General features: G+C 37.8%; 13 protein-coding genes and 1 tRNA gene. 10 read left to right on the top strand and 4 right to left on the bottom strand.

Features of this window, described 5'->3' with window-relative positions; all coding sequences use genetic code 11:
* Positions 1-14: 14 nt before the first annotated feature.
* Entirely contained in the window at positions 15-2,087 is a 2,073-nt protein-coding gene (glyS, locus tag M997_RS00450) for a glycine--tRNA ligase subunit beta (protein ID WP_064718158.1), read from the bottom strand.
* 9 nt (positions 2,088-2,096) lie between these two features.
* Positions 2,097-3,005, bottom strand: a complete 909-nt coding sequence (glyQ, locus tag M997_RS00445; protein ID WP_064718157.1) for a glycine--tRNA ligase subunit alpha — start codon at positions 3,003-3,005, stop codon at positions 2,097-2,099.
* Positions 3,006-3,242: 237 nt separating this feature from the next.
* On the opposite strand from glyQ, the gene M997_RS00440 reads away from it, so the two are divergent.
* The gene (locus M997_RS00440; RefSeq protein ID WP_064718156.1) at positions 3,243-3,827 is read left to right on the top strand and encodes a DNA-3-methyladenine glycosylase I; all 585 of its coding nucleotides are present in this window, start codon (positions 3,243-3,245) and stop codon (positions 3,825-3,827) included.
* Between the two features lie 170 nt (positions 3,828-3,997).
* Positions 3,998-5,257, top strand: a complete 1,260-nt coding sequence (locus M997_RS00435; protein ID WP_064718155.1) for a valine--pyruvate transaminase — start codon at positions 3,998-4,000, stop codon at positions 5,255-5,257.
* Between the two features lie 270 nt (positions 5,258-5,527).
* Here the strand turns inward: M997_RS00435 and M997_RS00430 are convergent, their stop codons facing one another.
* On the bottom strand, positions 5,528-7,186 hold the full coding sequence (locus M997_RS00430) for a putative transporter (protein ID WP_064718154.1): 1,659 nt from the start codon (positions 7,184-7,186) through the stop codon (positions 5,528-5,530).
* Positions 7,187-7,592: 406 nt separating this feature from the next.
* Between M997_RS00430 and M997_RS00425 the strand changes: the two genes are divergently transcribed.
* Positions 7,593-7,928: a YceK/YidQ family lipoprotein gene (locus tag M997_RS00425; protein WP_064718153.1), complete on the top strand. Its 336-nt coding sequence runs from the start codon at positions 7,593-7,595 to the stop codon at positions 7,926-7,928.
* Positions 7,929-7,977: 49 nt separating this feature from the next.
* Here the strand turns inward: M997_RS00425 and M997_RS00420 are convergent, their stop codons facing one another.
* Positions 7,978-8,280 (bottom strand): DUF5339 family protein, encoded by a 303-nt coding sequence (locus M997_RS00420; RefSeq protein ID WP_064718152.1) that lies wholly within the window; start codon positions 8,278-8,280, stop codon positions 7,978-7,980.
* A gap of 296 nt (positions 8,281-8,576) precedes the next feature.
* Between M997_RS00420 and M997_RS00415 the strand changes: the two genes are divergently transcribed.
* From M997_RS00415 to dppF, 7 genes are all read left to right on the top strand, one after another.
* A tRNA-Pro gene (locus M997_RS00415) sits at positions 8,577-8,653 on the top strand.
* A 192-nt stretch (positions 8,654-8,845) separates the two neighbouring features.
* Entirely contained in the window at positions 8,846-10,540 is a 1,695-nt protein-coding gene (locus M997_RS00410; protein WP_064718151.1) for a ShlB/FhaC/HecB family hemolysin secretion/activation protein, read from the top strand.
* 524 nt (positions 10,541-11,064) lie between these two features.
* Positions 11,065-12,672: a dipeptide ABC transporter periplasmic-binding protein DppA gene (gene dppA, locus M997_RS00405; protein WP_064718150.1), complete on the top strand. Its 1,608-nt coding sequence runs from the start codon at positions 11,065-11,067 to the stop codon at positions 12,670-12,672.
* Positions 12,673-12,840: 168 nt separating this feature from the next.
* Positions 12,841-13,860 (top strand): dipeptide ABC transporter permease DppB, encoded by a 1,020-nt coding sequence (dppB, locus tag M997_RS00400; RefSeq protein WP_064718149.1) that lies wholly within the window; start codon positions 12,841-12,843, stop codon positions 13,858-13,860.
* A 10-nt stretch (positions 13,861-13,870) separates the two neighbouring features.
* On the top strand, positions 13,871-14,773 hold the full coding sequence (gene dppC, locus M997_RS00395; protein ID WP_064718148.1) for a dipeptide ABC transporter permease DppC: 903 nt from the start codon (positions 13,871-13,873) through the stop codon (positions 14,771-14,773).
* A gap of 12 nt (positions 14,774-14,785) precedes the next feature.
* The gene (dppD, locus tag M997_RS00390; RefSeq protein ID WP_064718147.1) at positions 14,786-15,769 is read left to right on the top strand and encodes a dipeptide ABC transporter ATP-binding protein; all 984 of its coding nucleotides are present in this window, start codon (positions 14,786-14,788) and stop codon (positions 15,767-15,769) included.
* Complete coding sequence (gene dppF / locus M997_RS00385) at positions 15,762-16,763, top strand: dipeptide ABC transporter ATP-binding subunit DppF (protein ID WP_064718146.1); 1,002 nt, start codon at positions 15,762-15,764, stop codon at positions 16,761-16,763. The genes dppD and dppF overlap by 8 nt, the downstream gene beginning before the upstream one ends.
* Positions 16,764-16,905 lie beyond the last annotated feature (142 nt).

The following is a 16,905-nucleotide window of genomic DNA, read 5'->3' as shown; positions in this document are numbered from 1 at the left end:
TTAAGTTTTACAGATTATTGTAAAACGGAAATATCAGCGACTTTTAAGAATAACTCACGTAACTGACTTAGCATGGTTAAACGGTTAATACGAATGGCTTCGTCTTCATCCATTACCATAACTTTATCAAAGAAGTTATTCACAACATCACGTAAAGAAGCTAATTCAACTAATGCTTCTTGATATTTACGTTCTGCAAATAACGGCGCTAATTTATCTTGTAATACAGCAAGATTAGCCGCTAATTGAACTTCTTCTGGTGCTTTTAATACGGATGCTAATACTTTATCGTTTAATTTAACGTTAGCTGATTTCGCTAAAATATTAGAAACACGTTTATTTGCTTCTGCAAGCGCCGATGCTTCTTCTAAAGAACGGAAGTAAGTTACCGCTTTTACGCGCGCATTAAAGTCTGCTGGTTGTGTTGGGCGGCGAGCAAGTACAGCTTGAATAGTATCAATGCTGTAACCCAGTTCTTGATACCAAGAACGGAAACGGCCTAACATAAACTCAACCACATCACTGACAACATTTTTGTTCGTCAGCTTATCACCATAAAGACGAGCAGCTTCTTGTGTTAACTCTTCAATATCTAACGGTAAATCTTGCTCGACGATAATGCGTAATACACCTAATGATGCGCGACGCAGAGCGAATGGGTCTTTATCCCCTTTAGGATGTTGACCAATACCGAAGATACCAGCAAGAGTGTCCATCTTTTCCGCAATAGCCAGTGCACTTGCGACAGGGTTTGATGGTAGCTCATCACCAGCAAAACGTGGTTGATACTGTTCTTTTAGTGCGACGGCCACTTCTTCTGCTTCACCATCATGACGCGCATAATGCATACCCATAACACCTTGGGTATCAGTGAATTCGAAAACCATATTGGTCATTAAGTCACATTTTGATAGTAAACCCGCACGGGTGGCTTTATTAACATCAGCCCCCATTTTACCGGCAATAAAGCCAGCTAATGCTTGAATACGATCTGTTTTATCACGTAATGTGCCTAAATCTTTTTGGAATAGAACAGTTTCAAGGCGTGGCAAGTTATCTTCTAAACGTTGTTTACGGTCAGTTTTAAAGAAGAATTCCGCATCAGCCAAACGAGGGCGTACTACTTTTTCGTTACCGCTGATAATCTGTTGTGGATCAGAAGACTCAATGTTAGTAACAAAAATAAAGTTAGGTAACAGCGCGCCTTGTTTATCGTAAACAGGGAAGTACTTTTGGTCGCCTTTCATGGTATAAACGAGTGCTTCAGCAGGCACTTCGAGGAATTTTTCCTCAAATTTTGCTGTTAACACCACTGGCCATTCAACCAAAGAAGTCACTTCTTCGACTAAGCTATCGCTTAAATCGGCAATGCCGCCTAATTTTTCTGCGGCAAGACGAGCATCATGCAAAATGATTGATTTACGTGTTTCGTAATCAGCAATTACTTTTCCGCGCTCATACAGAATTTCAGGATATTGATCAGCGTTATCAATAGTAAATTCTGCTTCACCCATAAAGCGGTGACCACGAATAATACGGTCACTTTGGATGCCTAAAATTTCGCCATCAATAACGGTATCACCTAATAATAAGGTAACAGTATGAACTGGGCGGACAAAGTGAGTGTCCTTATCGCCCCAGCGCATTAGTTTTGGAATTGGCAGTTTAGATAATGAGTTGCTTACCATGCCAATAAGCAAATTATTAACAGCTTCGCCTTTTACTTCCGCGCGATAAAATAGCCATTCGCCTTTGTCTGTTGATAAGCGTTCAGCTTGATCAACAGTGATGCCATTACCTCTTGCCCAACCTTCAGCGGCTTTTGTTGCTTTACCCTCAGCATCAAAAGCTTGTGAAATAGCAGGACCGCGTTTTTCAACGATTCTATCTGCTTGCGATTTAGCAAGGTTAGCCACTTTGATAGCTAAACGGCGAGGCGCTGCAAACCAAGTGACATCACCATGAGCAACGTTGGCGTTATCTAATTCAGTCGTAAAGTTGGCAGCAAAAGATTCGGCTAAAGAACGAAGCGCTTTCGGCGGTAACTCTTCTGTGCCGATTTCCACAAGGAAAGTCTCAGTTGTCATGATAGCCTCTTAGTCCTTTTTACACATAGGGAAACCAAGCGCTTCACGAGAGGCATAATAAGCCTCAGCAACCGCTTTGGTTAAAGTACGGATACGTAAAATATAGCGCTGACGCTCTGTCACAGAGATAGCTTTACGTGCATCCAATAAGTTAAAGGTGTGTCCTGCTTTTAAAATTCGTTCGTAAGCAGGTAAAGGCAGAGGTTTTTCTAACGCTAACAACTCGCGAGCTTCTTTTTCATATTGCTCAAAGCAAGAGAATAAGAAATCCACATCAGCATATTCAAAGTTATAAGTAGATTGCTCAACTTCATTTTGATGATAAATATCACCATAAGTGGTTTTGCCTAATAGGCCATCGCACCAAACTAAGTCATAAACACTATCTACACCTTGAATATACATCGCAAGGCGTTCTAAACCGTAAGTAATTTCGCCAGTCACTGGTTTACATTCTAATCCACCGACTTGTTGGAAATAGGTAAACTGAGTGACTTCCATGCCGTTGAGCCAAACTTCCCAGCCTAAACCCCAAGCACCCAGTGTTGGGTTTTCCCAGTTATCTTCAACAAAACGAATATCGTGAATAGTTGGGTCTAAACCGAGTTCTCTTAATGAACCAAGATAGAGCTCCTGGATATTATCTGGAGAAGGTTTAATGATAACTTGGAATTGGTAATAGTGCTGTAAACGGTTAGGGTTTTCACCGTAACGTCCATCAGTCGGACGGCGTGAAGGTTGTACATAAGCCGCAGCAATAGGTTCAGGACCTAATGCTCGTAAACAGGTCATTGGGTGTGACGTACCTGCACCAACTTCCATATCTAATGGTTGGACAATGGTACAGCCTTGACGAGCCCAGTAATCCTGTAGTGTCAGGATAAGCCCCTGAAAGGTTTTGGTATCAAACTTTTGCATGTTATATCCGCATGGCGATACTTAGAATAAAAAGAAAGGTTTCAGTATACCTTCTAGACGAAAGATATACAGCAAGGAATGCTGGCAATTTTTCTTCGATTAAAAAAATAATACCTTAATCTTATTCATGACTATGCTCAAATAATTAAATTGATTTTTTATTCACTTATTTACATGTATATATATACAGTATATAAAATGGTGATATTAATAGTTATTTAAAACAAGGAATAAAAAATGAGTAAATCGCGCTGTGATTGGGTAACGAGTGATCCTGAATATCTTGCTTATCATGACAATGAATGGGGTGTGCCAGAAAAAAACAAAAATAAATTATTTGAGATGCTCTGCCTTGAAGGGCAACAAGCAGGATTATCTTGGTATACCGTTTTGAAGAAGCGTGAGGGATATCGTCGCTGTTTTTTTGATTTTTCACCAAACAAAATTGCTGCGATGACAGAAAAAGATGTCGAAGCACTATTACAAGATCCTTCTATTATTCGCCATCGCGGTAAAATTAACGCCATCATCAATAACGCCCGTATTTTTCTAGCTATGGAAGAGCAAGGCGAAGATTTCAGCGAATTTATTTGGCAATTTGTTGAAGGCCAACCGATAGTGAATCAATGGAATGATATTTCACAAGTCCCTGCTTCAACCGAAGTATCAGATAAAATGGCGAAAGTGTTAAAGAAAAAAGGATTTAAATTTGTTGGTACCACAACTTGCTATGCTTTTATGCAAGCCGTAGGTCTGGTAAATGACCATATTCTTTCTTGTTTTTGTCGACTATCACCAGAGAATATAGTGAATAAGAAGTAATAATTTAGCTGAGTTATCTATAGTTTAGATTATTGATGGTTTTCTATTTCAATATTTACCTTCGTGTTGATATTGCTGTTCAATTATCCCAACTTTAACTATTGATGCAGCGTAATCCTCGCGGTATGGTGTTTATCTAACAAAAAGCAACATAGAAGAAACCTGCAAAGATGACTCAACTATCACAATTTGGGCAGAAGTTCGCCCGACATTCAGGCATTGCTCGCTTAATGCAAGATTTAAATGATGGGATCCGTACCCCGGGCGCTGTGATGTTAGGGGGAGGAAATCCGGCTCATATTCCTGAAATGGATAATTATTTTCGTCAATTACTCAAAGAAATGACAGAAAATGGCACCTTAAGTGATGCGCTGTGTAATTACGATGGCCCTCAAGGTAAAGATGCCATGCTGCAAGCATTGGCTGCAAGTTTAAAAGAAAAATTAGGTTGGAATATTTCGGCAAAAAATATTGCGCTGACTAATGGCAGCCAATGTGCTTTCTTTTATTTATTTAATTTATTAGGTGGAACTACAAAAGAAGGGAAAAAACGCAAAATTCTTTTTCCTATCGCACCTGAATATATTGGTTATACCGATTCAGGTTTAGATGAAGATCTCTTTATCGCGAATAAACCTACTATTGAAATGCTGCCTAATGGGCAATTTAAATATCATGTCGATTTTGCTCATCTAGAGATTGGTGATGATATTGGCGCCATTTGTGTATCAAGACCAACGAATCCTACGGGTAATGTTATTACTGATGATGAAGTTAAAAAGTTAGATGAATTAGCGAAACAACATAATATTCCTCTAATTATTGATAATGCTTATGGTGTTCCTTTCCCAGGAATTATCTTTACGCAAGCAACTCCACATTGGAATGATAATACTATTTTATGCATGAGCTTATCGAAGCTTGGCTTACCAGGAACGCGTTGTGGCATTATTATTGCGAATGAGGAGATAATTTCAGCAGTAACAAATATCAACGGTATTATTAGTTTAGCACCTGGTGGTATTGGGCCTGCGATGGCATTAGAAATGCTTAAACGAGATGATTTAATTCGTTTGTCACAAGAAGTGATTGGCCCTTTTTACCATCAGCGAGTTCTGGAAACAATTGATATTATCCGCCGATACTTACCTGAGGATCGTTGCCTTATTCACAAACCTGAAGGGGCAATTTTCCTTTGGTTATGGTTTAAAGACCTTCCCATTTCCTGCGAAGAACTTTATAACAGACTGAAAAAACGCGGTATTTTAATGGTTCCGGGGCATTATTTCTTTCCAGGACTAGAAGATTCTTGGGAACATGCTCACCAATGCATGCGTATGAATTATGTGCCTGAACCAGAATTAATTGAGAAGGGAATAAAAATTCTGGCTGAAGAAATCGAAAACGCTTATCAGCCAGTGAATATTTAATAAAAAATAAAAATGCCCCTTCAGCGAGAAGAAGGGGCAAAGACAATAACGAGGACTTTTGAGCATAAGTTTGACGGAAAGAAATTGATTACTAAAGTTAGCAATCCGTCTCAATCTAAATTTCTTAGCACAGGAAGTATTAAAACAGATATTGATAAAATCTATGGCTTAAATAAGCGCCATTCGGTGCCTTAATTATCCCACTGCTAAGTGAAATAGTGATTTTGATAACATATTCAATGCAACTCGTTAATATATTTATTCTTTTTGCTACAAAGTCCAAATTATTATCGCCATTAATTGTGGCGTGATAATTCGTAAAAACATGGCTAATGGATAAACAGTGGCATAAGACAGAGCCGCAGCACCACTGGAGCTATGAATTGAATTAGCAAAAGCAAGAGCGGGTGGATCTGTCATTGAACCGGCTAACATGCCACAAAGGCTAAGATAGTTTAGTTTAAAGAAAACCCGCGCTATTACACCAACAATCAGCAAAGGCAGTAAAGTGATTAAAATACCGTATCCTACCCAGCTTAGCCCTTGCCCATAAACAAGAGTATCAATAAAATCCCCACCAGAATTTAGCCCTACCACGGCCAGAAACATGACAATACCTAATTCTCGCAATGCGAGATTTGCACTAGGTGGCATAAACCAATAAAGTTTTCCAAATGTACCAATGCGCCCCAAAATTAAAGCTACAACAAGAGGACCACCCGCCAATCCTAATTTAAGTGCGACAGGAATACCGGGAATAAAAATTGGAATTGACCCAAGTAAAACCCCTAAACCAATACCAATAAATACCGGAAGCATTTGCACTTGCTCTAATTTTTGGCGTGCATTACCTAATAATACGGTGATTGCCTCTATGGATTCAGGACGACCAACAATATTAAGAATATCACCGAACTGTAATGTGCTGTTATTACTAGGAATAAGATCAATACCTGCACGATTGAGTCGAGTGACAACCACATCATATTTTCTTTTTAGATCAAGATCTTTTAAGCGCTTACTTAATACAGAATCATTGGTAACAACGATTCGAACGGATTGTAATAAGTTTGTCGATGTTGAGAGAGAGGCATCAACCTCTTCACCTAATACAAGGCGTACTTTATTTAGATCTTCTTTTGAACCCACGATATGAAGTAAATCACCCAACTGTATGATAGTTGAAGGCATTGGTACCATTATATTGTCACCTCGTTTTAAACGAGAGCAAACAATGGCATCCTCATTAAGTAAAGGAATATCTTGCATTAACAATCCATCTAAATTGGGATTTTTTATTGCAATATTAATGGTGTGTAGCGCATCTTTAGCACTATGTTGCAAGCTACTAAATACTTTTGCCTCTTGTTCAATATTAACTTTAAAAAAGACACGAATTAACCACATTATTAATAGAATGCCGCAAATCCCCATTGGGTATGCCATTGCATAGCCCATTCCCATTTGCCCTATTGTAGAGGGATCAACATGAAGGTCGGTGAGTATCTGCTGACCAGCACCCAATGAAGGAGTGTTAGTGACAGCCCCAGAGAAAATACCCAAAATAATAGGCAAAGGGACATCAAATAGGCGGTAAATAGAGGCGGTAATGATTGAACCAAGTAGAATAATTAAGATAGCAAATGCATTTAGTTTTAAACCAGACACACGTAAAGAGGAAAAAAATCCAGGGCCAACTTGGATCCCGATAGTATAAACAAACAAAATAAGCCCAAACTCTTGAATAAAATGTAGCATTTGAGCATTAAGTAATAGGTCATAACGTTGAGCAATGTGGCCGATAATAATACCGCCAAATAATACACCGCCTATTCCTAAACTAACTCGGTAGATTTTGATATTACCAATCCACAGTCCTAGAGCGCCTGCCAATGACAACATTACCATCGTTAATGCAATATCACTCATAAAAAGTACATCCTGTTTTAATTAACATAAATAAGGAAAAGAAACGTTATGATAATAACTAAAAAGAGATAAACTTATTTTGGCAAAAATATAAGAAAACCACTGTGTCTTATCGCACAAATTCAGCATATAAGCAGATCAAAAAAATAAGAAAGATAAATAAATAGGTTAAACATGTATTTAAAATAAATAGGGTTGAAATTTAATATTAGTGAAACATAATAATAAATTATATTACTGTGCCGTTATTAACTAAAATTAATTTACATAGTGTGATAATTAATGAATCTAAATTTTATTAAAATAAGATCTTTTACATCATCTTTCTCTTGTTCTATAGGAGAAAACAGGTTTAACTATATGTTAAAGGGAGTTGATTCCTTTATTGTCATTTTATAGGTGCCTTATGATATACAGAACGACTAAAAAATTAACCTTAATAACCCTTTTTATGACATCGCTTACGGGCTGTTCTAGTGTCATGACCCATGCTGGGCCTAATAAAGATCTTTATTCTGGCACTAAAAACAACGTAAGTATGCTTTCTGATGAGGAAACAGGCTGGGCAATAAAGCCATTAGTTATTCTTGATTTCCCATTTAGTGCAATATTAGATACGTTATTGTTACCTTATGATTATTACACAATATCTGATGATAAGAGTGATAACTCACCAAAAGAACGTATCAAAAAACTCGATAGCACTAATTCAAATAATGTTACTCATGAAAATAAGAATTAATCGCAAAATAATGGCTAAAAAATAAAGAATTAAAGTTAGCCATTATTTGTTATTTTTTAGAGATGATTTCTTTCGGTCCAAACATTTCATTGAGACTTTTTAATTCCTGCATTCCTTTTTCACATATCTCTTTTTGCTTTGTTAATGAAGCAGCACTTATCTGCTTTTTATTTTGTTCAAAGTTACTGCTAATTTCTGGCATGTTATGCTTTAAATCATCACGAGTAGAAATATACGCAAGAAATTTATCTGCTTCTTGGAAATAAACACGGCATGTGTGTGCTGTTGACGCTTGAACTGAAAGTGTTGTTGATAATAGCAACAATGCAACGCCCAACCATAGTGATTTCATTCTCTAAACAACCAACCTTATTTGACATAAAATAATTATATAAAAATTGAATAAAAGAAACGATAAGATTAAGGAATAATTTTGTCATTTTTCTTCTATTTTTCTTGTTGGTGTAAAAAAGTCATATAAAGCATAGCTAGTAAAATTTAAATGTTAAAATAGCGCTAAAAATGGCCGCTAATGATGATAAAAAAGTTAAAAATCAATCGTTTTGATTGAAAACCATACGAACGGTCAGGGTTTAGTAAAAAAGTATTGACGACATGGGCTTCTGGCAGTAAGATGCACCTCGATTTCGGCGAGTAGCGCAGCCTGGTAGCGCAACTGGTTTGGGACCAGTGGGTCGGAGGTTCGAATCCTCTCTCGCCGACCATATTAAAAACCCCGCTTTTAAAGCGGGGTTTTGTCATTTCTAGCTCAGTAAAATGTAAACCTCTCTACTAAAAAACATTCATTTTTCATCTCGTTTTCGCCTTTAATTTAAAATGACGTTTTTCCTAAATTAATGTTCTCTTATTTACCTTATATCTAGCACCCTATTTTCCTGCATAAGAGTATAAAGTGGATGCATATTGGGTTACTTATCTTAATTACTGGTATTTTTTTTGTTTATCACAGCACTTCTTTTGCTGATGGAAATGAGGCTATTGCACCAACAACGTTTTCCATTCCATCAGAAGATATGTTTAGAAAGGAAAACATACAACAAAATAAAGGTTCTTCCCCTCAGCTTCCTCTCTCTAAAGAGATTCATTTTCCCTCATCTTCTCCTCAATGCTTTCCTATTAAAAATGTGATTCTACATAATCAAAAAGTATTTAATCAGTATTCAATTCAGCGAGCATTGAATCAGTGGAAACAGCAATTAGAAGGATATTGCCATTTTGAAGCGTTATTAGAACAAGATATAAATATCTTAAATGCGATACTTTATGATGCAGGATATGTAACCAGCGAAGTGGGTGAAGTAAATTTATTCGCAGATCGAGAGTTGTTAGATATTACTTTAAAAGCAGGAATGATTGATGCAGTAATATCTGACAAATCGACAAAACATTATTTAATCTCGCAAGCAATGCCGGTGAAAGTGGGCGAGGTATTAAATATTCGCGATATTGAACAAGGTATCGCGAATCTGAAAGATAAACCAAATAGTGATGTAAAAATTGAATTAAAAGCGGCCTCTCCAAATGAGAATAATAAAGAAAACAAAAAAACGGTAATTTCAATTAATCACATAGGTAAGGGTACTTTTAATGGCTCACTAGCTATCCATAATAGAGAGCAAAAAAGTTATGGTGATTGGTTTGGTACTGCCCGATTTAGTTTTGGAAATTTATTTCAACTGAATGATTCTGCTAGTATTATTCTTTCTAGCAACATAGATAAAATGAAGCTTCAAGGAATTAGTAAACAGATTTTCTTTCTACAAGTACCTTATCACTATTGGCGATTTTCATTGTTTGGCTACAATATTAAATCTAAAAATAAAATTATAGAAAGAGACACTAAATTACAGACGACTCAACAACAACATCTCTCTTTTGAAATACAGCGTTTCTTTCGACCCTCTTCACAGCGCACTGTAACACTAATGGGTGGGTTACAATATTACACATACCAAAATCGTATTTTAAATAAAGAAATTTCTGTGCATACTCGTCGTAGTCCGTATATTACCGCAAGTATTGAACAAAATTACCGTTTTCAACGTGGCGGAAATATTCACGTCAAGTTTAATTATAAACAGAGCGTTCCTTTGAACGGTGCGCGTCTCTCGCCAATAAAATCCGTTAATGGTGTACCTATTTTTAATTTTAATCTTGATAGTGTGATCCCATTTTCTATTGCGTCGCAACAACTGTTTTATCAGCCAAATATTAATATACAACTCACAAAATCTGCTATTGATGGTTTGTTAGATAAAAGCACTATCGGTGGATTTTATAGTGTATATGGTTTTTCTCCAGACCAAGGATATTCAGCTGCAAATCAATTTCTATTTCGACAAAAATTGTCTTGGATAACCCCGATTAATAATCAAATCCTTTTTTCTGCCTTAGATTATGGCTCTGTTTCAGAGTCTCGTGGAAATATTTTCCATAATGAAAAAAAATATTTAGTGGGTATTGCGTTGGGGCTAGAAGGAAGTTTTCAAAAATTGAGTTATCAATTTTCTTATGGAATTCCTTTATTAATGCCAAATAAAAACTCCAATCATTCTTCTCAATTCCATTTTAATGGGCAATGGAACTTCTGATAATGATATTTAACTTATTATTTTTCACTATTTTTTCATTAATAGGTATTGGTTAATCACTAAAAAAAGTAGCTCTGTTAGCAGAGCTATTTGTTAATCGGGTCTGTTGTTATTTCTCTTTGTATTTACCTTACAATTATTAGGGTATTTACCTTCTGGTTATGTGATTATTCAACTCGACTAGCAGAATAAATCACCAAGTTCTTTGTTTTATTTCAAAACATTCGTTCAATATTTAAGCGGTTAATCACAAATCATCGTTTTTTTTAAAATAGTCATTTAACTTAAGTATCTCTGAATATGTGGTTTTATTAACTGCAAAGTGAGTGAAGAGTCACTTTATTATCCTATAATTGTTCAATATTCGTTTAATTTATGTTTATAACTTGTTCTTTTTACCCTAGAGCCCCTTATTGACGGCAGGGGATTCAGTTGGTTAATTGAACAATGACAAAATAAAAAGGCATTCCGTTTTAAAAAATAGGAAGCCAAAAAACACAACAGAACAATTTCGGAGAGTGATGATGAAAAGCTCCAAAAAGCAGGCAGGAATTTTAACCGCAACTATCGGATTATTAGCATTAGCTATTTCCGCTGGCGTGCAGGCAAAAACGTTGGTGTATTGCTCTGAAGGTTCACCCGAAGGCTTTAACCCTCAATTATTTACTTCTGGTACAACCTATGATGCAAGCTCGGTACCACTTTATAACCGTTTAGTTGAATTCAAATTAGGTACCACAGAAATTATTCCTGGCTTAGCTGAAAGTTGGGATGTGAGTGATGACGGTAAGGTATATACCTTTCACTTACGCAAAGGCGTAAATTGGCATACCAGTAAAACATTCAAACCTAGCCGCGAATTTAATGCAGATGACGTTATGTATACCTTTATGCGTCAAATGGATCCTAAACACCCATATCATAAAGTTTCAGGTGGAAGTTATGAGTACTTCACTGGAATGGATATGAACAATATGATCGAGAAGATCGAAAAGGTTGATGATTACACTGTTCGTTTCGTCCTCACTCGTTCAGAAGCACCTTTTATTGCTGATATGGCAATGGACTTTGCTTCTATTCTTTCTGCTGAATATGCAGATAATATGCTGAAAGCGGGTACACCAGAAAAAGTCGATTTAGATCCTATCGGTACTGGGCCGTTCCAACTATTACAGTATCAAAAAGATTCTCGTATTCTTTTTAAAGCGAATGACCAATATTGGGGTAAAAAACCTGAAATTGATCGTTTAGTTTTCTCTATTACTCCTGATGCTTCAGTTCGCTATGCAAAACTGCAAAAAAATGAGTGTCAGGCGATGCCTTATCCAAACCCTGCTGATATCGCTAAAATGAAGCAAAATAACGATATCAATTTACTGGAACAACCGGGTTTAAACGTCGGTTATATCTCGTTTAACGTTGAGAAAAAACCTCTCGATAATCAAAAAGTTCGTCAAGCATTAAGCATGGCTGTAAATAAAGACGCCATTATTGAAGCGGTTTATCAAGGTGCAGGACAAAAAGCAAAGAATTTAATACCACCTACTATGTGGGGTTATAACGATGATATTACAGATTATGAATATAACCCTGAGAAAGCCAAAGCTTTACTAAAAGAAGCGGGCCTTGCCGATGGCTTCACTATCGATTTATGGGCAATGCCAGTACAACGTCCATATAACCCAAATGCACGTCGTATGGCTGAAATGGTACAAGCGGATTGGGAAAAAATTGGTGTGAAAACCAAGATTGTTAGCTATGAGTGGGGTGAATACCTTAAGCGTGCTAAATCGGGTGAACACCAAGCTGTAATGATGGGATGGACGGGGGATAATGGTGATCCTGATAATTTCTTTGCCACACTGTTTAGCTGTGCAGCCAAAGAGCAGGGATCTAACTATTCAAAATGGTGCTATAAGCCATTTGAAGATTTAATCCAACCTGCACGAATTACGGCAGATCACGATAAGCGCGTTGAGTTGTATAAACAAGCTCAAGTGGTCATGCATGATCAAGCTCCCGCACTGATTATTGCTCACTCTATAGTCTATGAGCCAGTCAGCAAAAAAGTTGAGAACTATGTGGTTGATCCATTAGGAAAGCATCACTTCGACAATGTTTCAGTTAAATAATTGAGATGTCATAACGTTTGAACTGCCTTAAGTACGGTGTCTGCTGATTATAAGAAGACACCGTAATTCAATAATAATGAATACATTCAGTACACTGTGAGCGCAGGGGAATTTCTCCTGATTTATCAGCGCTATCTTTTAGCTGATGTCTAAAAAGAGAATTAGGATATGCTGCAATTTATCCTTCAACGCTTGGGACTTGTGATCCCAACGTTTATCGGAATTACATTACTGACGTTTATTTTCGTCCATCTTATTCCCGGTGATCCGGTGATGATTATGGCGGGTGAGCGTGGTTTATCACCTGAGCGTCACGCCTATTTAATGGCAGAATTGGGACTAGATAAACCTTTATGGCAACAATATTTGAACTACCTAAATGGTGTTCTTCATGGTGATTTAGGTATTTCTTTAAAAAGTCGAATTGCTGTTTGGGATGAGTTTTTACCTCGCTTTAAAGCAACCCTAGAATTAGGTGTTTGCGCCATGATATTTGCGGTTTCAGTGGGTATTCCTGTCGGCGTACTTGCTGCTGTAAAACGCGGTTCTATTTTTGATCATACTGCGATAAGCGTTTCTTTAGCTGGTTACTCTATGCCAATTTTCTGGTGGGGGATCATGCTTATTATGCTGGTTTCTGTGCAGTGGGATCTCACTCCAGTATCAGGAAGATTGGATGACAGTGTCTTTTTGGATGATAGCTACCCTTTAACGGGTTTTATGCTAATTGACACGTTATTTTGGGGGGAAGAAGGCGATTTTTGGGATGCCATCCATCACATTATTTTACCTGCAATAGTATTAGGTACCATTCCTCTTGCGGTTATTGTGCGAATGACGCGTTCATCGATGCTTGAAGTATTAGGTGAAGATTATATTCGTACGGCTAGAGCAAAAGGATTAAGCCGTGGCCGAGTCATCCTTATTCATGCCTTACGTAATGCGATGTTACCCGTTGTGACTGTTATCGGATTACAAGTTGGAACGATGTTAGCTGGCGCGATTTTAACTGAAACCATTTTCTCATGGCCAGGATTAGGTCGCTGGTTAATTGATGCACTTCAACGTCGTGATTACCCCGTGGTGCAAGGCGGCGTGTTATTAATTGCGACGATGATTATTTTTGTCAATCTTCTAGTCGATGTTCTGTATGGCATCGTGAATCCTCGCATCCGTCATAAGAAATAAGGAATGCATAATGGCTGAAAATAAAGTAATACCGGTCATCAATGCACCGGAGCCTATGACACCTTTTCAAGAATTTTGGCACTATTTTAAACAAAATAAAGGTGCTGTTGTTGGATTGGTTTACATTGTTATTATGTTGCTGATTGCTTTACTTGCTGGCGTGTTAGCGCCTCATGCTCCTAATGAACAATTTCGTGATTTTTTACTCAATCCCCCTGTTTGGCAAGACGGTGGAAACTGGAGTTTTATCTTAGGTACTGACGATGTGGGACGAGATATTTTGTCTCGTTTAATGTACGGCGCTCGTCTCTCGTTATTAGTTGGCTGTATTGTTGTCGTACTTTCATTAATTCTTGGAATTATTCTTGGATTAATGGCGGGATATTTCGGTGGTATTGTGGATATTTCAATCATGCGAGTGGTTGATATTATGTTGGCATTACCGAGCTTACTACTTGCACTTGTATTGGTTGCTATTTTTGGACCTTCTATTGTTAATGCCTCTATTGCACTGACTTTTGTTGCTTTGCCTCACTATGTTCGATTAACCAGAGCTGCTGTGCTTATCGAAGTTAATCGTGATTATGTTGTTGCTTCTCGTGTGGCAGGGGCAGGGGCGATCCGTCAGATGTTTATTAATATATTACCTAACTGCCTTGCTCCTTTGATTGTCCAAGCTTCTTTAGGTTTTTCTAATGCCATCTTAGATATGGCGGCTCTGGGCTTTTTAGGAATGGGCGCTCAACCACCAACACCAGAATGGGGAACAATGTTATCTGATGTTCTTCAATTTACACAAAGTGCGTGGTGGGTAGTAACGTTTCCGGGATTAGCAATTTTGTTTACCGTTTTGGCCTTTAACTTGATGGGCGATGGTTTACGTGATGCTCTTGATCCGAAATTGAAGCAGTAACGGGGTAATAAAATGGCACTATTAAATATAAATCAATTATCTGTTCACTTTGGTGATGAAGATACTCCGTTTCGAGCGGTAGACCGTATTAGCTATCAAGTGGAAGAAGGGCAAGTTGTTGGTATTGTGGGTGAATCAGGTTCGGGTAAATCAGTAAGCTCATTGGCAATAATGGGATTGATTGATTTTCCCGGGCGAGTGAGTGCACAAGAATTACAATTTGATGGACGAGATTTAATGAAAATCTCAGCGTCAGAGCGGCGTAATCTGGTTGGTGCTGAAGTGGCGATGATATTTCAAGATCCCATGACAAGCCTTAATCCTTGTTTTACTGTGGGCTATCAGATTATGGAAGCCTTAAAAGTGCATCAAGGGGGTAGCCGCCGAACTCGTAAGCAAAGAGCCATCGACCTATTAACGCTAGTTGGTATTCCTGATCCTGCTTCTCGTTTAGATGTTTATCCGCATCAACTTTCAGGAGGCATGAGTCAGCGGGTGATGATTGCAATGGCGATAGCCTGTCGTCCTAAGCTATTAATTGCAGATGAACCTACAACAGCACTCGATGTTACCATTCAAGCGCAAATTATTGAGCTTCTGCTCGATTTGCAAAAGCAAGAAAATATGGCATTGGTACTGATAACTCATGATCTGGCCTTAGTTGCAGAAGCTGCGGATACCATTATTGTGATGTATGCAGGGCAAGTGGTTGAGGCGGGGCTTGCAAGCGAGATTTTTAAAGCGCCTAGACACCCTTATACACAAGCTTTATTAAGGGCTTTACCTGAATTTGCGCTGAATAAAGCACGGCTAGAGTCTTTGCCTGGTGTTGTTCCGGGGCGCTATGATAGGCCAACAGGATGTTTGTTAAATCCACGATGTCCCTATGCTCATGATGAGTGTTATCAATTTGAGCCTGAATTGAAAGAGATAGGAACACATCGTGTGAAATGTCACACACCGTTGGATAGTACAGGGAGACCAACACATGGCTGAAAATAATTCAAACTTACACACTCCCTTATTAAAAGCGGTAAATTTAGCAAAATATTACAGCGTTAAAGGAGGGATCTTTTCCAAAGAGAAAACCGTTAAAGCACTTGATGGCGTTTCTTTTGAACTTGAACGTGGAAAAACATTGGCTATTGTGGGTGAGTCGGGCTGTGGTAAATCGACACTAGGGCGATTGTTGACCATGATTGAGATCCCAACATCAGGAGAACTTTCTTATCTTGGGCAAAATTTGCTTGTTAGAGACAAAACAGCTGAAAAACTGCGCCGGCAAAAGATCCAAATCGTTTTTCAAAATCCTTATGGATCACTAAATCCACGTAAAAAAGTGGGACAGATCTTAGAAGAGCCTTTGTTAATCAATACGTCGTTAACTGCGCAACAGCGTAAAGACAAAGTATTATCAATGATGGCAAAAGTAGGTTTAAAAACAGAGCACTATAGTCGTTATCCTCATATGTTTTCAGGGGGGCAACGTCAGCGTATCGCTATTGCTCGAGGATTAATGTTAGAGCCTGATATTGTGGTTGCTGATGAGCCAGTCTCTGCACTTGATGTCTCTGTTCGTGCACAGGTGTTGAATTTAATGATGGATCTTCAGCGTGATATGGGACTTTCTTATGTTTTTATTTCCCACGATCTTTCCGTTGTTGAACATATTGCTGATGAAGTGATAGTGATGTATTTAGGGCGTTGTGTTGAAAAAGGTACGAAAGCTCAGATTTTTGAAAACCCTCAACATCCTTATACGCAAGCTTTGTTATCTGCAACGCCAAGATTAACACCAGAATTACGTCGTGAGCGAATTAAACTGACAGGAGAATTACCTAGTCCATTAAATCCCCCGCCAGGATGTGCGTTTGCGGCGCGTTGTCGCCGAGCATTTGGTATTTGCAGTCAATTACAGCCAACATTGAAAGAATATGATGGTCAGTTAATTGCCTGTTTTGCTGTTGAACAGGATAATGCAGAGCATTAAATAAAAAAGTATAGATTTGATAAAATAAGAGCAATATGATATTTCATGTTGCTCTTATTTTTTTATCTATCGATATTAATAAATATTTTATTTAATTTTAATAATAGAGTGGTTTTAATAATATTATTATTTCTTATGTTTA

Source organism: Proteus hauseri ATCC 700826, assembly GCF_001654965.1.
In the GTDB taxonomy this organism is placed as follows: Bacteria; Pseudomonadota; Gammaproteobacteria; order Enterobacterales; family Enterobacteriaceae; genus Proteus; species Proteus hauseri.
This window is presented reverse-complemented; position numbering and strand designations above follow the sequence as displayed.